The sequence below is a fragment of the Ligilactobacillus faecis genome, from assembly GCF_029889745.1.
GTDB lineage: Bacteria > Bacillota > Bacilli > Lactobacillales > Lactobacillaceae > Ligilactobacillus > Ligilactobacillus faecis.
Genome location: NZ_CP123639.1, coordinates 746076 through 766312 on the forward strand (window position 1 = coordinate 746076; position 20237 = coordinate 766312).

Here is a 20237-nt window from a genome sequence, read left to right on the forward strand (position 1 = left end):
AGCTTTTCCTTTCCTAAACTTTTTTCACAAATATCAGCCTCACATTTTGATTTTTCCACTGATATCTCATGTTTTCCACTTAGACGTCTAAGTTATCCACAAAGGTCGCATTTTCTTCGATAAATTGACGTCTTGGACCTACTTGATCACCCATCAACATCTCAAAGATCGCATTGGCTTCCTCTGCGTCTGACAATTCCACCCGTAACAAACGGCGGTTTTCTGGATCCATCGTTGTTTCCCACAACTGTTCTGCATCCATTTCCCCCAGACCTTTATAACGTTGGATCACTGGTTTGGGACTTGGTGGTAACTGTCCTAAGACTTCTTCTAATTCTTCATCAGTATCGATATATCGGATCATCTTTCCTTGACGCACTTGATACAAAGGTGGTTGCGCGATATAAACATAGCCTCGTTCGATCATTGGGCGCATGAAACGATAAAAGAGCGTCAACAAGAGCGTACGAATATGGGCTCCATCGACATCGGCATCCGTCATGATGATCAATTTATGGTAATTGACTTTATCAACATCAAAGTCATCCCCAAAACCTGTGCCTAAAGCTGTGAATAACGAGCGGATCTCTTCGTTAGCTAAGATCCGATCTAAAGTCGCTTTTTCCACATTCAAGATCTTCCCCCGGATCGGTAAGATCGCTTGGGTCAACCGCGAACGTCCTTGTTTAGCTGAACCACCTGCAGAATCCCCTTCGACGATGAATAATTCTGAGATCTCAGGGTCTTTACTCGTGTTATCAGCCAATTTACCCGGTAAATTGGAGATCTCAAGCCCATTTTTCTTACGCGTCACTTCGCGCGCCCGTTTAGCTGCGACACGCGCTTTAGCAGCTAACATCCCTTTTTCAACGATCCGGCGTGCGACATCAGGATTTTCCAACATAAATTTGCTGAATGTTTCTGAGAAAGTTTTATCTGTTGCTGCTCGTGCATCTGAATTTCCTAATTTGGTCTTTGTCTGCCCTTCAAACTGTGGATCAGGGTGCTTGACTGAGACAACAGCTGTCAGACCTTCACGCACATCTTCACCCGAAAGATTAGGTTCGTTTTCTTTCAACAGATTTGCTTTCCGCGCATAATCGTTGATCACACGGGTCAAAGCTGTCTTGAAACCTGATTCATGTGTTCCACCTTCATATGTGTGGATATTATTTGTAAATGTCAACAAGTTCGAGTGGAAATCATCAGTATATTGCAAAGCCACTTCAACGGTGATCCCTTTTTGTTGGCCTTCAACATAGATCGGCTCTGCAAATAAGACTTCTTTGCCGCGATTTAAATACTCAACGTAGTGCTTGATCCCACCAGCATAATGAAATTCTGCATGAGTCGGTTCTTCTGGGCGGAGATCATCGATCGTGATCTTTAAGCCTTTATTTAAAAATGCTAATTCGCGGATCCGCGTTGTTAAGACTTTGATATCATAGATCGTCGTTTCAGTGAAGATGTCTGGATCAGGCAAGAAATGCACTGTTGTTCCGTGTTCATGTTCTTGGCTTTGACCGATAACTTCCATCGCATGGGCAACTTTTCCAAGTTTAAAATCCATCCCGTAAACATTTGCGTCACCTTCACGAGTAACTTGGACATCTAAACTTGTGGATAACGCATTGACGACTGAAGCCCCTACCCCGTGGAGCCCACCAGAAACTTTATAACCGCCACCGCCAAATTTACCCCCAGCATGGAGCACAGTAAAGACGGTCTCAAGTGCTGGTCGACCTGTTTTTTCTTGGATATCGACTGGGATCCCACGCCCGTTATCTTTAACAGTGATGCTATTATCTTTTTCAACGATCACATTGATCTCATCGGCAAAGCCAGCTAATGCCTCGTCGATCCCGTTATCGATGATCTCCCACACCAAGTGATGGAGACCTTGAGAGCTCGTTGAACCGATATACATCCCGGGACGTTTCCGGACGGCTTCCAGGCCTTCGAGCACTTGGATCTGGCTCGCATCATATTCTTTAGCTTTTTGCTCTTTTACTTCTTCAAGCTTTTCTTTATCTGTCACTTTAGCTGCCCGCTACATAAGATTTTATGTAGACTGTCCTTTCTTAGCTTTTTCATTTTTAGGGAAAAATGTCACCGTCTTTTTCTCTTCTTCTGAGACCCAGACGATATGTTTCTTTCCCTCTTGTTCATTTTCTGAAATATGACCTGCATCGATATGAAATATCTTTGGTTCTTTGATCAAACGTTGTGTGATCTCACTAAGTCCAGGCGTCGTCAAAAATGTTTGTACTTTCCCTTGGATCGCCTTCAATAAGTGCGTCTGCCGCGCTCCATCAAGTTCTGAGAGTACATCATCGAGCAATAAGATCGGATATTCCCCCGTTTTATGCTTCATCAATTCGATCTCAGCCAATTTGACGGAAAGCGCCGTAGTTCTTTGTTGCCCCTGAGAACCATAGATCTGGACGTTTTTTTTATCGATGGTGAAACTGACATCATCGCGATGCGGTCCTAAAAGAGTTGTTCCTTGCAAGATCTCTTTTGCTTGTAAATTTGCATAACCTTTTTTTAGTTCAATAGCTGTTTTACTTTCATCAGAATCTAAAATGTCTTTCAAACTACTTTCATAATGAAAGGAAAGCATTTCATTACCTTGGGTGATCGCACTGTGGATCTCTTGGGCATAGCTTTCAAGTTCAGCTAAAAAAGCTAACCGTTTACTGATCACCGCTGCCCCAAACGTTGCTAACTGGTCTGAGAGTACTTCTAAGTAAAGCTTATCTTGAGCTTTTTTTTGTTGAAGTTGCTTCAAATAGTTATTGCGTTGCTTTAAGATCGCCTTATATCGAGTAAGATCATAGAGATATTTAGGATCGATCTGCCCAAACTCCATATCGATAAACCGGCGTCGTACAGCTGGTGCACCTTTGACTAGTGCCAGATCTTCTGGAGCAAATAAGATCACGTTTAGATTTCCGATATATTGTGATAAACGTGCTTGTTCTAAATGGTTGACTTTAGCTTTTTTACCTTGACGACTCAAAGTGATCTCCAGTGGGATCGTTCCGAGCTTGCGTTTGATGCGCCCAGCTAAAAAAGCTCCTTTGGCTTTGAAGCGGATCAACTCTCGTTCGTTATTCGTACGGTGGCTCCGCGCCATCGCCAAAACATAGATCGCTTCAAGCAGATTCGTCTTCCCTTGAGCATTTTGGCCGATCAAAACATTGATCTGAGGCGAAAATTCAAGTGTAACTTGGTCATAGTTGCGAAAATCACGTAACTCAAGTTCTTCTAAATACATTTTTAGCGGTCGACTTTCATCAAATACTCACCGTGGTCTTTGATCACGATCTTGTCACCAGGATAGAGTTTCCGTCCTCGTCGTGCATCTTGTTCACCATTAACTAAAATATCGGCTCCATATTCTTGCAAGAACCATTTTGCTTGACCGCCAGAAGAAACAAGATCGGCGATCTTTAGGAGCTGACCTAAAGTGATATAGGGGGTCTTTAAATAGATCTCTTCTGCCAAAATATTGCCTCACTTTCCTAATAGTTACTTATAAATTATACCTTTTTTAAAAACTAAACACAATCGAACGAACGGTTAAAATGCGTTCTGAGCCCATTTTATCTGTGTTCAGTATGATAACATTCAATTGTGATAAAACGCCTGAGAAACTCTTTTATTAGCTCAGAAAGATCTATTTAACTCAAGATACAAAAAAAGCAGAGGCTTGGCTCTGCTTTTTTAAGCTCAGATTGTCCGCACTGGGGTGATCAATTGTACAAAATCCCCGTTAGCTTCGCTTGGCACTAACGTAAACGGGCGAAGTGGTAACGTAAAACTTAATAAAACTTCACTTTGACCAAAAGAACGTAAGGCATCTTTCATATAGTCTGGATTAAAAGAGATCTCTAAGTCATCACCTTTCAATTCAGTAAAAGTCAACTCTTCTTCAACATTTCCGATCTCAGGAGAATTGCTAGAAAGCATTGCTTTATCACTGGTCAACGTCAATTTGACGACATTATTGCGTCCTTCATGCGAAAGTAACGAAGCCCGTTCGATCGCCCGTAAAAATTCAGGAGCATTGACTTCTAAAGTCGTTGTTGCCGTTTGCGGGATCAAACGTGTCGTATCAGGGTAGTTCCCTTCTAGCAGACGCGAGTAAAAAGAAGTATTACCTAAAATGAATAAGATCTGATTTTCAGCGATCTGGATCTCGATATCTTCGCTTTCTTCACCGATCATCTTAGCTAATTCATTCATCGATTGCGCAGGAACGATAATGTCATGATCAGCTTCGTTTTTTCCAGTCAATTGGAGCTTACGTTGGCTCAAGCGGTGGGAATCAGTCGCAACAGCTAACAATTCGCCTTCTTTGAACGCTAGATGGATCCCAGTCAAGATCGGGCGTGTTTCTTGTTTTGAAGCCGCGATCACAGTTTGGTTGATAACTTGTTTCAAAATATCTCCTGAAAGCGTCAATTGTTCGCGCGAATCGATCTCAGGTAAGTGTGGGTAGGCTTCAGGATCGACCCCATTGATCGTGAAATCAGCTGAACCCGAAGTGATCGCAGCTTGGAAACGTTCATTGACTTCAAGCGTCATCGTTTCTGCTGGCAATTTTTTTACGATCTCATTAAAGAAGCGAGCTGGTAACACTACACTCCCAGTCTGTTCAATATTTAGCGCAGCTTGTTCATCAGCGATCGAGATTACTGTTTCGATCGAGATATCTGAGTTGCTTCCAGTCATGGTCAAGCCATCTTCTGACAGATCGAGTTTGATCCCAGATAAAATCTCTAAGGCTGTCTTAGCTGAGATCGCGCGTTGAACGTCGTTTAAATACTGAATGAATGCTGCTCTATGTACAGAAAATTTCATTAGCAGTCATGCCTCCTGTTAAATATATATATTAATAATAATGTAGTAGTAATAGTAGGCCCTGTTGATAATGGGGATAACCCCGTCAAGGCTCAGCTAGTGAAGAAAAATGGTTGTGGATAACCTGTGGATAAAGTGGGTGGTTTATCCACACAGTTTCCACAGCACCACGTTAAGAACTCAAAGATTCACGTAATTTACCGACTTCTTTTTTGAGCTCATCATCTTGCGTCAGTGCTTCAGCGATCTTTTCGTGGGCGTGGATCACGGTCGTATGATCTTTGCCCCCAAATTCGTTGCCGATCTTTGGTAAAGACGCATCAGTCAATTCACGTGCGAGATACATTGCGATCTGACGGGGCACAACGATCGTTTTGACGCGTTTTTTACCTTTAAGATCTGCTACGGAGACGTGATAATACTTAGCGACTTTATCTTGGATCAAGGCGATCGAGAGCTCTTTTTTAGCTTTTTGTCCATTCAAACTTTGCAAGGCTTCAGCCGCTAAGCTCGTCGTCACCGGTTGCTTAGTCATCTTAGCATATGCTTGGACGCGCATCAAAGCTCCTTCAAGTTCGCGGATATTTGAATCGATCTGGCCAGCGATATAACTTAATGTGTCATCTGGGACACTCAGTAGTTCAGCTTCGGCTTTATTGCGCAAGATCGCGATCCTAGTTTCCAGATCTGGCGGAGTGATATCCACTGATAAGCCCCATTTGAAACGCGAAACTAAGCGCTGTTGAAGTTTAGGGATCTCATTTGGTAAACGATCAGAGGAAAGAACGATCTGTTTTTTTTCGTCATATAAAGCGTTGAACGTGTGGAAAAATTCTTCTTGCGTGCCGACTTTATCTGAGAAAAATTGGATATCGTCGACTAACAGCAGATCAACGTTGCGGTATTCTTGGCGAAATTCTTCTTGGCGCTTTGATTTGATCGAATTGATAAAATCGTTGGCAAATGATTCGCTCGTCACATATTTGACCCGCGCATTAGGATTGTTTTGGAGCATCTGATGACCGATCGCATGCATCAAGTGTGTCTTACCGAGCCCAACACCTCCATAAAAGAAGAGGGGATTGTAAAAAAGACCAGGTTCTTCAGCCACAGCTAACGCGGCTGCGTGGGCTAACTGATTGCCTTTGCCAACGACAAAAGATTCAAAAGTATACTTATCGTTTAACGGGCTATTTTTACGCGGTAGCGCTGGTGAACTCACTTGAACACTAGGTTTTTCCGGTGTCTTTTCGAGCGGATCTTGTTCGTCCGGTGTGATCGCCACGATCGTGATCGTGGTTGCAAGCATCTCAGAAAGTTTAGCTGAGATCTCAGGAATGATACTTTGTTTCCAATAATCACGGTGGAGTGGCGACGCAACTTCAACGACTAATGTGTTGTCGGTGAAATGAACTGGGTGCGCAGTCTCGATCCATGTTTTAAATGTGATCGGTGAGAAATCTTGCTTGAAAGTATCACGGATGTATTGCCATAAAGTTTCCAGGTCAAGCACAGAAACGAACACCTCCCTTTCTATGTTGTCTGCATTTATTGTAGCATTAAAGAAAATGGTTTTCCACAGATCAGTGGAAAAAATTCAAAAATAAATCACAGGGTGTTGATATACTTTTCCACAAGCTGTGCATAAAACGAGTTATTTAAAAGATTTTACTCAGTTATGCACAGAAAAGACATCCTGCTTAAACGCTATACATATCAAAGGTTTCAGTTGTTATTCACAAGGGGTTACGCACAAATCCACACACATTAATGAACAGCCTGTGATTTGTGCACAAAGTTGGGGATTACATTGTGGAACGAAATTTTTTATCGACAACCACAAGTGAAAAAAGTGGATAAAATGTGGATAGTTTTGCGAAGAAAAAAAGAGCGACCTTATTAAAAAGTCTTTGAATTTTAGCCAGACTATGATAGTATTAATAAGTAAGTCTGAACTTGACATCAAGCTACGTTTTTTGTAGGATATTAAGTAACATTGTATAAAAGGAGGTGTTTTGTTGTGAAGAGAACTTACCAACCTAAGAAACGCCATCGCCAACGCGTCCACGGTTTCCGTAAACGCATGAGTACAAGCAACGGTCGTAATGTGTTAGCACGTAGACGCCGTAAAGGTAGAAAAGTATTGTCTGCATAGGCCACTGGACCGTCAGTGGTCTTTTTTAGTATTTGCAGACTTTTCAAATCATTTGGAGATGTATTATGCGAAAATCATACCGCGTCAAAAAAGAAGCGGAGTTCCAAGAAGTCTTTACGCAAGGCAAGTCATGTGCTAATCGGATGTTTGTAGTTTACATGATCGAAAAGCCAGGGCAAAAGCATTTTCGGGTCGGGATCTCTGTTGGTAAAAAGATCGGTAATGCCGTTGAAAGAAACTGGGTCAAACGTCGGATCCGTCAAAGTTTGACTGAGTTGAGGCCACAGTTGAAGCCCGATTGTGATTTTATCGTGATCGCGCGCCCGAATGCGACCCACATCTCGACAAGCGATGCGAAGAAGAACTTGATCCATGTTTTACGTCTGGCAAAAGTTTTGTCAGATGACGACCAAATTTAAGTGAGGTACCTACAATTGAAGCAAGGCAAAAAATCGGCCGTTATTCTTAGCGTTTTAGCGGTGATGCTCGTCTTAAGTGGCTGTAGCACTGATCCAGTCACGGCGCAAAGTACTGGGATCTGGGATCACTATATCGTTTGGAACTTTATTCGAGCGATCGAAGCTTTAAGCAATATTTTTGGGCATAATTACGGTTGGGGGATCGTCGTCTTTACGATCATCGTGCGGATCGTGATCTTGCCTTTGATGATCTACCAGATGAGAAGTATGCGCAAGACTTCTGAGTTACAGCCGAAGTTAAAAGAGCTCCAAGCTAAATACCCTGGCCGTGACGTTGAGTCGATGCAAAAGATGCGGGCTGAACAGCAGAAGTTGTACGCTGAAGCTGGTGTCAATCCAGTTGCAGGTTGTTTACCACTCCTAGTGCAAATGCCGATCTTGATCGCGTTGTATCAAGCGATCTATCGTTCAGAGACCCTGAAAACGGGGCATTTCTTATGGATGCAACTAGGTGGGAAAGATCCGTACTACATCTTGCCAGTCTTAGCAGCCTTATTCACGTTTGCAACTTCATGGTTGAGCGTCAAATCTCAACCAGAACAAAATGCGATGACGACGATGATGACTTATGGGATGCCACTTATCATCTTCTTTACCGCTTTGAATGTGCCGGCTGCGTTATCACTTTACTGGGTGATCACAAACGCCTTTTCTGTTGTCCAAACTCTCGTGATCAATAATCCGTTTAAGATACAACGAGAACGCGAAGAAAAGAAGCGCGCTGAAAAAGCACGCCAGCGTAAGATCGAAAAATCAAAACGCAAGGCTCTAAAGAGCAAGAAAAAATAGTAGTATCATAACAAGAGGCTGTGACATAAGTAGTCTCTATAAGAGAAAAGTATCTCAGAAATCGAAAATTTGATTTCTGAGATACTTTTTCTTTACGTATTTTGTTTATCTTGGTCACTACTGTGACTAATTTGTTGATATTCATTGCCAAAACTACAATGCCCATTTCCTTTTCGACTCTTTCGCTCCCCCTAACTGAGAATCGGTTGAATCCCAAAGAAGCCTTCAATCTTCCAAAAACAGGTTCAACATCAATTTTGCGCCGTGCATAGATTGATCCAGTATTAGAAGATGAAAGTAAAGCTCGTTGTTGTGCTTTAAAATATTCCCAGGCATTATTGACCATGATCTTCCTTACGTGTCCACTTTTAGTTAAGGCTCGGGGATCTATCAAATGATCATCATCAAATTTTTCAGCAGTATATACTTTAAAATCTCTAGTAAATCCATACTTATCAGTTCTTTTAGAATAGTTTGAAAAATTGAATCTAACACCGTTAAGGTCTAAATAATAGTCATCTTTTTCATTATAAGACCAATTCATGATTTTATGATCATCAGTTTTCCATTTGCGACTATTCTCTTTGAGCATTGTCCCATAAGGGATCAAAACGGTGCGATCACCGTAATTATCGTCACAAAAACGATAATTACTCTCAGAACCATACCCAGCATCAGCAACGATAGTTGAACCAAGTACGCCATTGTCATTCAAATGGTCAATAAAAGTAGGAAGCGTTCTTGTATCAGTTGGATTAGCAAATAACTTATACCCGGTAATAAACTGGTTACTAGTAGCAATTTGAAGATTATAAGCAGGTTTTAGTTGTCCGTTTAACATTGGATCTTCTTTTACACGCATAAAAGTAGCATCATGGTCAGTTTTAGAGTAACTATTTCGTTCTCTAAGGATGTCTTTTTGTTTTTGGTGATTTTGCATTTTTTCTTTACGCGTTAATAGTTTTTTGTAGGTTGCCTTTAATTTTCGACGTTCTTGTTTCGCAGGGTTCGGCGATACTTGTCTAGTTTCTTCGACTTTTTGATCTAAAGCAACTAGATAATCTTCAAACTTGGCAATTATTACATCTAATGCTTCCAAAGTCAGGTCAGATCCTTTGGGGATCTTTCCGATAACTTTAGCTTCGTGGAGCTCGCCTAAAAGTTCAACAACTTTTTGACGATTGAGCTCATCAAAACGAACGACATTTTTCTTCCAGACAAAAGAATACTTATTAGCATCCGCAAGGATCTTCGTACCGTCAATGAAAGAAATGTCATCAATCAGATTATGTTTTTTTAGAAAAGCTGTCAATTTAGTTAAACTCTCTTGTGTTAAGGTAGCTAACTCATCAGAGATCCGAAAACGACAAATAGTTCGATAAGAAGGGACTTGATCAGCGATCAACCAACCAGCAGGCTTATTTTCGCGAGCAAATCTCTCAATTTTTCGACTACTAAAGATACCATAGCTATAAGCAAGTAAAGTGAGCTTTAGCATAGCAGCTAGATCATATTCACGAGGGCGTCCAAATTGATAGTTATACTTGAGTTCTAAACTTTCAACAAGTTCATTGATGTAGAGAGCTGGATGATTTTTTTCAGGAATATATTCTAAAGAGATGTTCAAAATAGTCTGATTAATGTTATAATGACTGTGTATCATTTTATGTTATCCTTTCGAGGGTAATTGTGAGGTAGCCGGGCGTGGCTACCTTTTTTCTTTGATTATAATTCAAAAGCTGGATATATGAAACACGAAGGTTTCCATACATCCAGCTTTATTTTGTAGACTTATGTCACAGCCTCTTGTTTTTTTTAAAGCAAAGTATAAGTTTCGTCGAGCAGATAGAGATCTGCTTGTTTTAGCCCTAAAACTTTGATCTGCCGGTCTTTAGTCACTAAAACGGCCCCAAAGATCTCTTCTGAGTCAAAAGAGTAATTTTCTAAGTCAGTTAAAGTGTCATTGAAAAAGAGTCGTGTCGTTTCGATCTCGCCGATGACAGAATGTTTAGTAAAGACAGTGACACTGACTAAGTTATTCTCATGTGGATAACCTGTTTTGGGGTCTAAGATATGGTGATAAGTTTTGCCACCACTTTGTAACTGCCGTTCGTAGATCCCACTTGTCACAGCCGAACACGGCCCGATCTTGACTGAGAGGATCGAGTGCCCACGCTTGGCAAAAGGATCTTGGATCCCGATCCGCCATTTCTGATCAGCGTGCTTTGGTGCTGGCCCTGTTAGCAAGAGGTTTCCACCTAGATCGATCATCGCTGAACCGATCCCTTTGGCTTTGAAGAGATCTTGGATCCGATCGGCGATATATCCTTTGGCGATCGCACCTAGATCAAGTTCCATACCTGCTTGTTTTAAGAAGATCGTCAGGTTTTCTTCGTCTAAAAGGACGTTTTTTGGATCACAAAGAGCTAAACGCGCTTTGATCTGCGCTGATTCTGGGACATGGGCATCTGAAAAACCGATCTTCCATAGTTTGACGAGCGGTCCGATCAAGGCATTGAACCCAAAATTTTGGCGACTCGTCAAAAGTGCTAATTTTGTAAGAGCAAAAGTCGCTTCACTGACAGCGACGGGATGTTTACCGGCTGCATGGTTGACCTCCATCAATTCTGAGAGCTCACGATTGACTGTCAAGCGATCTTCATACATTTGCACGAGTGCGTAGGCGTCATCTAGATCGGTCGCGGTTGCCGTCCCAAAGGCCGTTAGACGGATATTTGTCCCCAAGCCACGATATTGCTTGTGGATAGCAGTTTTCTTTGTAGTCATCAGCCTTCAGACGCCCCCGTCGTCGTATCAGGTACTTTTTCAATGATCTCTTCTGTTTGCGAAGCACTGGACAAAGCATCTTCGGTGTAGATCAAGGCCGGCTTTTTTGTTGTTTGCGTCTTGGAAGCACTCGTTACGGCTTGTGGTGTTTCGTTTAGTTCTTCGCGTAAGACAAAGCTGATCCCATTTGCTTCTTCAAAACTTTGTTCGTCACTTTCTGAAGCACCAGTAACATTATCTAAATTATCTAAAACTTTTAAAACTGGATCTTCAGCGGGAAGCAACCTTTTAGTTGGCGTTGGTGTTTTGAGTGGCTTTTTGGCAGGGGTACTTTTCAGTGCTTCTAAAGCACTAGTGTAACGCATAAAGCCGTCAAAACACTGTTCTAACCAGGCAACAGTGCGTTGATCAAGAAGTTCACCATTTTCAGCAAAAGCGTTCTCGGCTTGACCAAGTAAAAACTGAAAACCAGGTAAGACAAATGAACCAAGTCCAGGCGAATCTAGGATCCGGCGTAAGCTCTCTTGGGCTTGGACCGTCCCGAGCTTGCCTAAAGAAGCTCCGACGATCATGACAGGACGCCTTGTCAAAGGATGGACTTTCCAGGAAAGCCATTCGATAACGGATTTTAGCGCAGCAGGAATATCATGATCATATTCAGGTGTTCCAAAGATGACACCGTCTGCTGCTTCGATCTTTTCAGCTAACGCTAAGACACTAGGGGGAGTTTGGGCGTAGTCTTCGCAAAAAAGCGGGATATCTTTGATCTCAACGACTTCGATCGAGGCTTTCGTGGCAAAATGTGTGCTCATAAATTGGAGTAATTTACGGTTGTAAGATTGTGATGCATTCGTTCCAACGATAGCGATGAATTTCATGGCGAAATGACGCACAGGCAATGTACGTCTGTGTTCAACACCTTTCTATGATTTTAAGCTAGGATACTTGTCCACTTATAAATGATATCTTGTGGATAACTACTTACTTAATTATAGGATATCGGGCGTGGTTTTGAAATAGGGACTGTGAGAGGCTTTCTTTTCGTAGGTGAAAATATTTGTTAGAATAGTCTAACGTGCCGAAAAATTATGAAAGGATATCGATAAAATGTTAACTACTTTGAAAACATTGACGAAAGAAGAAAAAAGGACTGAAGTGATCGCTGGGATCACGAGTTTTTTTGCGATCTCTTATATTTTGATCGTTAATCCTTTGATTTTAGCGGATGCGAAGATCCCAGCAAACTTAAGTATTTTTGCGACGATCTTTGCTTCAGCGTTAGGCTGTTTGATCATGGCAGTGTGGGCTGATGCTCCGATCGTGATCACGCCAGGAATGGGCGTCAATGCTTTTTTCACCTACACGTTAGTCGTTTCGATGCATTTGACGTGGCAACAGGCTTTAGCGATCTCGATCTTTAGTAGTGTGATCTACCTGTTAGTTTCTTTTAGTCGTGTCAGTGAGTTGTTATCTCAGGCGATCCCGCCCGAATTAAAGATCGGGATCACGGCGGGGATCGGATTGTTTTTAGTGACGCTTGGCTTAGAAAAGGCGCATTTGATTGCACAAGGTGGTAGTCGTTCGTTACTTGCCCCAGGTAACTTAGCTGCACCAGAAACGCTGTTAGCTTTATTTGGACTGGCGTTGACTTTGGTTTTATATTTACGCCAAGTTCCTGGAAGCTTTATGTTAGGGATCATCGTGACAAGTGCAATAGGAGTCTGTTTAAATATTGGGCTCCAAGCTCCACCTGAAGTAAGCTTTAGTGATATCAGTAAATATCGCGCGCTTTTGTTTCACGCTGACTTTAGCAGTTTATTTACTTTGAAATTTTTATTAGCTGTTTTTTCGATGGCGATGATCTTGATCTTTGAATCGATGGGGATCTTAGAGGGGCTTTTACCTGCTCCGCAAAAATTTAAGCGAACTTTTGAAGCAAGTGCCTTAGCGACTTTTTGTTCTGGTTTTTTAGGGACAAGTCCAACTGTCGCGGCTGCTGAAAGTGCAACCGGGATCGAGTCTGGAGGTAAGACTGGGCTGATGTCTTTTGTCAGTGGGGTACTCTTTTTAATGGCGCTTTTCTTTATTCCTTTGTTACGTTATGTACCTCAAGAAGCGATCGCGCCAGTGATCATTATTACTGGAGCTTTGATGATCCAACAGTTGAAAGAATTGAACATCGCTGATTTTTCGACGTGGTTTCCTGCGTTTTTGATCGTTGTCTTGATCCCTTTATCAGGTTCGATCTCCCTTGGATTAGCGTTTGGATTTGCAGCTTATCCGTTAGTCAAAGTAGCCTCAGCTCGGGCTCAAGAAGTGTCCCCTCTTTTATGGGGGCTAAGTCTCTTATTTATTTTACAATTGATCTGTGAAGCTGTTCTTCTCTAAAAATACTTTGCCCCCAAAAATTCAAACTTTTGGGGGCAAAGTATTTTTTAATATGTTTCGTTATCGAGGTAGTGGTTATAGTATTTGACTTTGACATCGTCTTTAGAAACGATCAATTTTGTTACTGCTCCGTTTTTAGGACCTAAGCGATCAGCACCGAGATCTTTTGCGAAGCGATCGACGATGCTTCTGATCGTAATACTGTGGCTGACAAGTAAGACATTTTCTCCCTCTGGGATATGGGTCCGCAAATAGTCAAAGCCAGCGTCTAAGCGCGCCCAGTATTTTGCATCATCTTCGGCATCTTTGAACGGATCAGTCTCATGCAGTAAGTCGCGGGTCATCCCCAGACCATATTTTTCTAAAATATCGTTATAAGTTCGGCAACCGTGCAAAGCTCCGACCATGAGCCAAGTTTGTGCAGCATCATTTCCTTCGAAATAGCCAAAGCTTTGTTCGCGGAAATACTTGAGTTCTTGGGGGACGAGTGTGCTTGAGTGTTTGTTTTGAGCTAAAATAAATTGACATGTGCGAGTTGCCCGCGTCGTGTCAGAATGAAAAGCATGATCGAACTTGATCTGGGCTAAATGTTTTCCAGCACTTTGAGCGTCATTGAGTCCTTTTGTTGTCAAAGGTGAATCACACCAACCTTGAAGACGGTTATAACTATTGAGTAACGTTTGCCCGTGACGGACCATATAAAGTGTAAATGTCATTTTCATACCTCATCTTGTCTTGCTAATTAATAAGATGATAACATGGAGCTCAGCGCTTTTGAAAGACTAGCTTTTCTCTAAACGTTATGGGTATAATTATTATTAGTAGAAAATGAGCGTAATTTTAGAAGGGATAAGAAATTTGAAAAAGACACGACATATCAAGCTTTTTTCGCATAACGATCTCGATGGTTTTGGAGCCCCTGTTTTATTTGAAACGCTGGCACCATATCTTTTTAAAGATGTTGAATTTGATCTGACGACTTGTTCAGCCGGAAACTTAGATCGTGAATTAGCCTATTGGTTCAAACAACCTGACTTAGGGCGTTTTACCGATGTCTATATCATGGATATGACGCCAGATAGTGAATATTCATTTCAACAGTTGGAACAGCGCTTTGCAAACCACTGGTTGATCTTTGATCATCATGAAAGTGAAGAAAAGTTGCGCCAAGCTTATCAAACAAACTGTGTGATGCCCTTAGATGAGAGCAAAAATCCAAGTGCAGTCAGTTTAGTTTACGATTGGCTGACCAAACGGCCTGGGTTTGAGCAGATCCCCACGCAAAAACAAGCTCAAGTTGCAGAGTTAGTCGAGTTGATCCGTGCGTACGATACGTGGGATTGGCAAAAAGATCCTTTGATGACCCAAGAAGAACGCACAGCCGCTGACGAACTGAATCAGCTCTTTTGGTTTTACCCATTGAGCAAATCCAAGAGTTTTGTGGAAAGTGTCTTTGCAACTGGCTGGGAAAACTATCGCGCTCAAAATGAACTTTTGATCAGCACGTTAAATGGACGACGTCAACGCTATTTAGATAAACATTTAAAAAATGTTGAGACCTTTGAACTTGACGGACGCAGTTTTGGCGTCGTGTATGCTAGTGATTATAAATCTGAGATCGCCCACGCTTTATTAAAGCGTTTTGATGTCGACGCAGCTTTGGTGATCGATAGTCATAGTGTCTCGTTACGTTCAAACGGGCAACTAGATGTTGCTAAATTTGCTGCTGAATACTTTGGTGGCGGTGGGCATGCTGATTCAGCCGGAGGACGTTTAGAGATCGAACCTTTAAAAGTTGCCGAGCAAGCTGTGATCGAAGTCATCAAACAACAAGCTAAATTAAATGCCGATGTCGAAAAACAAAATCAAAGCGAAAAAGCTTCGTTGGCTGATCAATTAGATCCCCAAATGGCAGCTAAACTTGCCGCTTTATTTGAAGATAAATGAAAAAAGGCGCTCAAGGTATTTTTTCCTTGAGGGCCTTTTTACGTTGTACTTTGGATGAAAAACTTAGCATTTTTGAAATGATAAGTCGTTTTTGAGTGATCAAATGCCTCACCTGAGGTCAGATAGTAAGTTTCTTCGATCGTCAAGGCTGGCGCTTTTTCTGGTAATTCTAAAAGTTTTGCCTCTTTTTTAGATAATTCGATCACATTAAGATATTTATCAGAAAAACCGATCGCGATCCCTAGTTCACGGACGTAGTTGAAGATTGAACCTTGGGCGATCTGCTCATTTAAAAAAGAAACTACGGAAGTTTTGAAGTAAGATTCTTCTAAGCACAAGATCTGATCATCTAAATAGCGGATCCGTTTGACTTCGTAGACTTCTTTAACGTCGCCGTTGAAATACTTGATCATGTCTTTTGGCGGGGCGATCTTTTTTAGCGAGAGCACTTTAGCAGTCATCTTATGTTTGACCATGTCGGCTGTAAAACCATTATTATTGATCAAATTGATATGTTCATCAAGTTTGGGGCGTCGAACAAAAACCCCACTTCCTTGGATCTGATAGATCAATCCGCGCTGTTCTAGTTTGGCAAGGGCTTTGACGATCGTACTTTTACTGACAGCGTATTTTGCCATCAATTCAGTCAATTTCGGCAATTTATCCCCTTGCGTCAAGCCATCTGCGATGATCTGAGCTTCCATCTTAGTTGCGACTTCATCGTATTTGAGCAAATAGGTCACCTCACTTTAGGATCAGAATAATTTTTCTTGATTATATCATATTTCTAAAGCCAACTAGCACCGTGAAATATTTCCTGAGAAAATTTGAAAGCCTTTTCTTGACAAATTGTGAATTCACAATTATTATATAAATATACAATAAATAAAACGGTTACAAAGGAGGTCAATAAATGGCTGAAAAAGTTAGAGATTATAAAAAGCTAGCGCAAGAGATCGTCACGATCATCGGTCAAGAAAATATCAGTAGTGCGGGGCATTGCGCTACGCGTTTGCGGCTAGTCTTGACTAAGACACCGGCAGATGCTAAAGAGAAGATCAGTGAATTGCCAGGGGTGATCACAGTCGTCGAAAAAGGTGGGCAATTTCAGGTCGTGATCGGGCCACATGTCGTTGATGTTTTCAATGAGTTCAAGCAACTTGTTGATCTTGATTCATTGGCCAAAGTCGAAGTCGAAGATAAGAGCATCGTCAATCGCGTTATTGCAACGATGTCAGCCGTCTTTGCCCCATTTATCTATATTTTAGCTGCTGCTGGGATCTTACAAGGCTTGTTGATCTTGAGTAAATTAGCTTTTCCAGCTTTTGCAACAACGGGGACTTATCAAGTCTTTGACTTGATCTCTTGGGCGCCTTTTACGTTCTTGCCTTTATTCATTGCAGTTACGGCTTCCAAGCATTTCAAGACCAATGTGTATATCGCTTTAGCGTGTTGTGCCGCTCTAGTTTCGCCTAGTTTGACGGAATTGACGCAACAAGTCGCAAGTGGGAAGACAGTTGAACTGTTCTCATTACCTCTTTCCCAAACGACATACACGTCTTCGGTCTTACCACCGCTGATCTTAGTGTGGCTCTTATCTTATTTAGAACGTTTTGTCGAAAAACGTTTACCAGGAGTCGTTAAGCAACTTTTGACCCCGCTTTTTTGTCTAGTGATCATGGTGCCAGTTACTTTACTTGTATTAGGGCCGGCTTCAGCTGTTTTTGCGGCAGGAATTGCAAACGGATACAACTGGTTAGTCGAAGTAGCGCCACCTTTAGCTGCTTTGATCATCGGGGGTTTTTGGCAGATCTTTGTCATCTTTGGCGTCCATTGGGGCATCACGCCTGTGGTAATGGCCAACTTTGATATGTACGGACGCGATAGTTTCCAAGCTTTCCAAACGATCGCCGTTACCGCACAAGTAGCTGCAACGCTAGGCGTCTTTTTGAAAGCTAACAGTAAAGAACTTAAAAACATCTCGCTTTCAGCCTTTATCACGGGGCTCTTTGGGATCACCGAACCAGCGATCTACGGGGTAACGTTACGCTTCAAACGTCCCTTTATCTATGGCTGTATCGCAGGTGGTCTTGGGGCAGTCGTTGCAAGTTTCTTCAAACCTTTTTACTTTGCGTATGCTGGTCTCCCAAGCATTTTGACTAGTGTCAATGCGATCAATGAAAAGATGCCTCTGTCCTTTATTGGTCTTTTGATCGGTCTAGGCGTTGCGATCGTAACAGCTGTTTTATTGACTTTGATCTTTGGTTTTGGCGAAGATGAAGCAAAAGATGAAAAATTAGCCGCTGATGTTGCTGATAAACCAGCAGTTGCTTTGACAAAAAATGTTAAAGTGACGACACCATTAGAAGGTGAAGTTTTACCTTTAAGTGAAGTACCTGACGCTGTTTTTGCAAGTGGGGCGATGGGTGAAGGGATCGCGATCATGCCAAGTGATAATAAGATCTATGCACCTTTTGATGGTCAAGTTATCATGGAGACTAGCTCAAAGCACGCTTTAGGGCTTCAGGCTAAAAACGGGATCGAGCTTTTGATCCATGTCGGTCTAGAGACCGTTGAACTAAATGGAGCACCATTTACGTACCATGTCAGTGAAGGTCAGACCTTTAAAAAAGGGGAGCTCTTAATGGAATTTGACCGTGATGCGATCAAAAAAGCTGGTCTTTCTTTGATCACTCCAGTCATCGTCACGAATAGTGCCGATTACACGCAAGTAGTTCCAGAAAATGAACATCAACAGATCGTAAACGAGACAGTGATCTTTCAGATCAATTAAATGAAAGGATAATATGATATGCAAAAAGATTTTCTCTGGGGTGGCGCAGTTGCTGCCCATCAATTTGAAGGTGGTTGGGACGCAGATGGTAAAGGACCTAGCGTGATCGATGTTTTGACGGCAGGAGCACACGGTGTGCCACGGCGTTTAACAGAAACGATCGAAGCGGATGAATTTTATCCAAACCATGAAGCGATCGACTTTTATCATCACTATAAAGAAGATATCGCGCTTTTCGCTGAGATGGGGCTCAAATGCTTCCGAACTTCGATCGCTTGGACGCGGATCTATCCAAAAGGGATCGAAGAAGAACCAAATGAAGCTGGGTTAAAATTTTATGATGAAATGTTTGATGAGCTTTTAAAATATGGGATCGAACCAGTCATCACGCTCTCGCACTTTGAGATGCCACTTTATTTAGCCAAAGAGTACGGCGGTTTCCGGAATAAGAAAGTGATCGATCATTTTGTCAAATTTGCCAAAACGGTCTTTGAACGCTACCGAGGCAAAGTCAAATACTGGATGACATTTAATGAGATCAATAATCAAATGGATACGAACAATCCGCTCTTTTTATGGACGAACTCAGGTGTAACATTAAAAGAAGGTGAAGATCCCCGCGAGGTCTTATTCCAAGTAGCGCATAATGAACTTGTGGCTAGTGCGCGCGCTGTTAAACTTGGGCATGAGATCGATCCTGACTTTAAGATCGGCTGTATGATCTCACATGTCCCGATCTACCCATATTCATGTGCTCCAGCTGATATTTTAGCTGCCCAACAGGCGATGCACGAACGCTATTTCTTCTCAGACGTGCAAGTGCGTGGTTATTACCCGGGTTATGCCAAAAAAGAATGGGAAAGAAATGGCTACCACTTAGAGATCACCCCAGAAGAATTAGCCGACCTCAAACAAGGGACGGTCGATTACATCGGCTTTAGTTATTATATGTCGACAACAGTCAAAGCTGATGTTAAAAATGAGCAGCTAGAAAATGTTGTCAACGGTGGCATGGAAAATGCGGTCGAAAATCCATATATCGAAGTTTCTGATTGGGGTTGGGCGATCGATCCTTTAGGTTTACGGTATACGTTGAACAATTTGTATGAACGTTACCAACTACCACTTTTCATCGTTGAAAATGGCTTTGGTGCGATCGATGAATTAGAAGATGGCACTGTCCACGATCAAGCGCGGATCGACTATTTGACTGCCCATATCAAAGCCTTAGAAGAAGCAGTCGACTATGATGGAGTCGAGCTGTTAGGTTATACTCCATGGGGGATCATCGATCTAGTCTCCTTTACGACGGGGGAAATGAAAAAACGTTATGGTATGATCTATGTTGATCGCGATAATGCAGGGCATGGGACACTCAAACGCTATAAAAAAGATTCTTTTGCCTGGTATCGTGATGTGATCAAACATAACGGGATCAGTGAATAAAAAAGGCAAGTCCGACTTTTACGTTGGACTTGCCTTTTTGGCTAGGTGCGCCTATTTTTTAAAGCCAAAGAGCGGTTCTGTCGCAGTTGTGACGTAGGCAGCACTGACTGGTGTTTCCAAGAGTTTTTGCCCCTCTTTATCGACAAAGAGCTGCAATGAAGCGATCTCTTGCATTGCTTGTTGGACTTCTTGTGGACTCAATTCTTTTTCAACGTAATTGAGCTGGAGGCGGTGCAAAGTTTTTTGGGTACTTGAGTGAAAGCCTAAACTTAATTTTTTCATCTTAACGTTTCCCTCCTGTGATATTTGTCGTTGTTGTTTCAGTGACGCCAAGAAAAGTTTCGCCTGTCAGTAAAGCGATCAAGTGTCCAAATTTTTCCAGCTGGTCTCCGGTGACGTTTTGCGCGATGTTATTGAAAGTCCGTGTGCGTTTTTTCCCAAGCTTAGTTTGCAGTTGTACGCGGATCGCATTTTTTGTCCAAGTTGCTTCAGTCATTGAGATGACCCCCTTTTTTTAAATTCGTGTAAGTGTTGGCCGGCTTGGCTTACACTCTTAATAACGAATTTGAACTGGGATCTGTCA

The 20237-nt window shown here is 42.1% G+C and carries 19 protein-coding genes; 7 read left to right on the forward strand and 12 right to left on the reverse strand.

All coding sequences use genetic code 11. The features are described 5' to 3' along the window. Positions 1–79: 79 nt before the first annotated feature. The 5 genes from gyrB to dnaA all read right to left on the reverse strand — a co-directional run bounded on the left by gyrB (position 80) and on the right by dnaA (position 6382). Complete coding sequence (gene gyrB / locus QFX10_RS03675) at positions 80–2038, reverse strand: DNA topoisomerase (ATP-hydrolyzing) subunit B (RefSeq protein WP_280606863.1); 1959 nt, start codon at positions 2036–2038, stop codon at positions 80–82. Between the two features lie 24 nt (positions 2039–2062). Then, on the reverse strand, positions 2063–3280 hold the full coding sequence (gene recF / locus QFX10_RS03680; RefSeq protein WP_280606864.1) for a DNA replication/repair protein RecF: 1218 nt from the start codon (positions 3278–3280) through the stop codon (positions 2063–2065). 2 nt (positions 3281–3282) lie between these two features. After that, the gene (gene yaaA, locus QFX10_RS03685) at positions 3283–3510 is read right to left on the reverse strand and encodes a S4 domain-containing protein YaaA (protein ID WP_280606865.1); all 228 of its coding nucleotides are present in this window, start codon (positions 3508–3510) and stop codon (positions 3283–3285) included. Positions 3511–3735: 225 nt separating this feature from the next. Further along, positions 3736–4869: a DNA polymerase III subunit beta gene (gene dnaN / locus QFX10_RS03690; protein WP_280606866.1), complete on the reverse strand. Its 1134-nt coding sequence runs from the start codon at positions 4867–4869 to the stop codon at positions 3736–3738. Positions 4870–5041: 172 nt separating this feature from the next. After that, positions 5042–6382, reverse strand: a complete 1341-nt coding sequence (gene dnaA, locus QFX10_RS03695; protein ID WP_280606867.1) for a chromosomal replication initiator protein DnaA — start codon at positions 6380–6382, stop codon at positions 5042–5044. Positions 6383–6889: 507 nt separating this feature from the next. Between dnaA and rpmH the strand changes: the two genes are divergently transcribed. From rpmH to QFX10_RS03710, 3 genes are all read left to right on the forward strand, one after another. Then, entirely contained in the window at positions 6890–7024 is a 135-nt protein-coding gene (rpmH, locus tag QFX10_RS03700) for a 50S ribosomal protein L34 (RefSeq protein WP_003701411.1), read from the forward strand. 65 nt (positions 7025–7089) lie between these two features. Then, complete coding sequence (gene rnpA / locus QFX10_RS03705) at positions 7090–7443, forward strand: ribonuclease P protein component (RefSeq protein WP_280606868.1); 354 nt, start codon at positions 7090–7092, stop codon at positions 7441–7443. Between the two features lie 15 nt (positions 7444–7458). Continuing rightward, on the forward strand, positions 7459–8292 hold the full coding sequence (locus QFX10_RS03710) for a YidC/Oxa1 family membrane protein insertase (protein ID WP_280606869.1): 834 nt from the start codon (positions 7459–7461) through the stop codon (positions 8290–8292). Here QFX10_RS03710 and QFX10_RS03715 read toward each other — a convergent pair. The 3 genes from QFX10_RS03715 to QFX10_RS03725 form a co-directional block, all read right to left on the reverse strand. Next, positions 8189–9952 carry an IS1182 family transposase gene (locus QFX10_RS03715; protein WP_280607227.1) on the reverse strand — a complete coding sequence of 588 codons (1764 nt, stop codon included), beginning with the start codon at positions 9950–9952 and terminating at the stop codon, positions 8189–8191. The genes QFX10_RS03710 and QFX10_RS03715 overlap by 104 nt on opposite strands. Positions 9953–10107: 155 nt before the next feature. After that, entirely contained in the window at positions 10108–11079 is a 972-nt protein-coding gene (locus tag QFX10_RS03720) for an FAD:protein FMN transferase (RefSeq protein WP_280606870.1), read from the reverse strand. Continuing rightward, positions 11079–11957 (reverse strand): NADPH-dependent FMN reductase, encoded by an 879-nt coding sequence (locus QFX10_RS03725; RefSeq protein ID WP_280606871.1) that lies wholly within the window; start codon positions 11955–11957, stop codon positions 11079–11081. Before QFX10_RS03725 ends, QFX10_RS03720 begins: the two co-directional genes overlap by 1 nt. Positions 11958–12186: 229 nt before the next feature. Here QFX10_RS03725 and QFX10_RS03730 point away from each other — a divergent pair, with 229 nt between their 5' ends. Beyond that, positions 12187–13467, forward strand: a complete 1281-nt coding sequence (locus QFX10_RS03730) for an NCS2 family permease (RefSeq protein ID WP_280606872.1) — start codon at positions 12187–12189, stop codon at positions 13465–13467. 47 nt (positions 13468–13514) lie between these two features. Here QFX10_RS03730 and QFX10_RS03735 read toward each other — a convergent pair whose 3' ends face one another. Further along, entirely contained in the window at positions 13515–14183 is a 669-nt protein-coding gene (locus QFX10_RS03735; RefSeq protein WP_280606873.1) for a histidine phosphatase family protein, read from the reverse strand. Positions 14184–14325: 142 nt separating this feature from the next. On the opposite strand from QFX10_RS03735, the gene QFX10_RS03740 reads away from it, so the two are divergent. Continuing rightward, positions 14326–15414, forward strand: coding sequence for a DHHA1 domain-containing protein (locus QFX10_RS03740; protein ID WP_280606874.1), 1089 nt, complete (start codon positions 14326–14328; stop codon positions 15412–15414). Between the two features lie 38 nt (positions 15415–15452). Here QFX10_RS03740 and QFX10_RS03745 read toward each other — a convergent pair whose 3' ends face one another. Next, a complete protein-coding gene (locus QFX10_RS03745; RefSeq protein ID WP_280606875.1) occupies positions 15453–16148 on the reverse strand; it encodes a GntR family transcriptional regulator in 696 nt (231 codons plus the stop codon). A 179-nt stretch (positions 16149–16327) separates the two neighbouring features. Here QFX10_RS03745 and QFX10_RS03750 point away from each other — a divergent pair, with 179 nt between their 5' ends. Next, positions 16328–18208, forward strand: a complete 1881-nt coding sequence (locus tag QFX10_RS03750; RefSeq protein ID WP_280606876.1) for a beta-glucoside-specific PTS transporter subunit IIABC — start codon at positions 16328–16330, stop codon at positions 18206–18208. Between the two features lie 18 nt (positions 18209–18226). After that, positions 18227–19654: a 6-phospho-beta-glucosidase gene (locus QFX10_RS03755; protein ID WP_280606877.1), complete on the forward strand. Its 1428-nt coding sequence runs from the start codon at positions 18227–18229 to the stop codon at positions 19652–19654. A 51-nt stretch (positions 19655–19705) separates the two neighbouring features. Here the strand turns inward: QFX10_RS03755 and QFX10_RS03760 are convergent, their stop codons facing one another. Both QFX10_RS03760 and QFX10_RS03765 read right to left on the reverse strand, forming a co-directional pair. After that, complete coding sequence (locus tag QFX10_RS03760) at positions 19706–19936, reverse strand: DUF2922 domain-containing protein (protein WP_280606878.1); 231 nt, start codon at positions 19934–19936, stop codon at positions 19706–19708. A gap of 1 nt (position 19937) precedes the next feature. After that, complete coding sequence (locus QFX10_RS03765) at positions 19938–20150, reverse strand: DUF1659 domain-containing protein (protein ID WP_280606879.1); 213 nt, start codon at positions 20148–20150, stop codon at positions 19938–19940. Positions 20151–20237 lie beyond the last annotated feature (87 nt).

Excerpts from the sequence above, each read along its gene's own strand:
- recF (WP_280606864.1), bottom strand. The coding sequence starts at position 3,280 with ATGTATTTAGAAGAACTTGAGTTACGTGATTTTCGCAACTATGACCAA.
- dnaN (WP_280606866.1), bottom strand. The coding sequence starts at position 4,869 with ATGAAATTTTCTGTACATAGAGCAGCATTCATTCAGTATTTAAACGAC.
- rnpA (WP_280606868.1), top strand. The coding sequence starts at position 7,090 with ATGCGAAAATCATACCGCGTCAAAAAAGAAGCGGAGTTCCAAGAAGTC.
- QFX10_RS03720 (WP_280606870.1), bottom strand. The coding sequence starts at position 11,079 with ATGACTACAAAGAAAACTGCTATCCACAAGCAATATCGTGGCTTGGGG.
- QFX10_RS03725 (WP_280606871.1), bottom strand. The coding sequence starts at position 11,957 with ATGAAATTCATCGCTATCGTTGGAACGAATGCATCACAATCTTACAAC.
- QFX10_RS03730 (WP_280606872.1), top strand. The coding sequence starts at position 12,187 with ATGTTAACTACTTTGAAAACATTGACGAAAGAAGAAAAAAGGACTGAA.
- QFX10_RS03735 (WP_280606873.1), bottom strand. The coding sequence starts at position 14,183 with ATGACATTTACACTTTATATGGTCCGTCACGGGCAAACGTTACTCAAT.
- QFX10_RS03750 (WP_280606876.1), top strand. The coding sequence starts at position 16,328 with ATGGCTGAAAAAGTTAGAGATTATAAAAAGCTAGCGCAAGAGATCGTC.
- QFX10_RS03755 (WP_280606877.1), top strand. The coding sequence starts at position 18,227 with ATGCAAAAAGATTTTCTCTGGGGTGGCGCAGTTGCTGCCCATCAATTT.
- QFX10_RS03760 (WP_280606878.1), bottom strand. The coding sequence starts at position 19,936 with ATGAAAAAATTAAGTTTAGGCTTTCACTCAAGTACCCAAAAAACTTTG.
- QFX10_RS03765 (WP_280606879.1), bottom strand. The coding sequence starts at position 20,150 with ATGACTGAAGCAACTTGGACAAAAAATGCGATCCGCGTACAACTGCAA.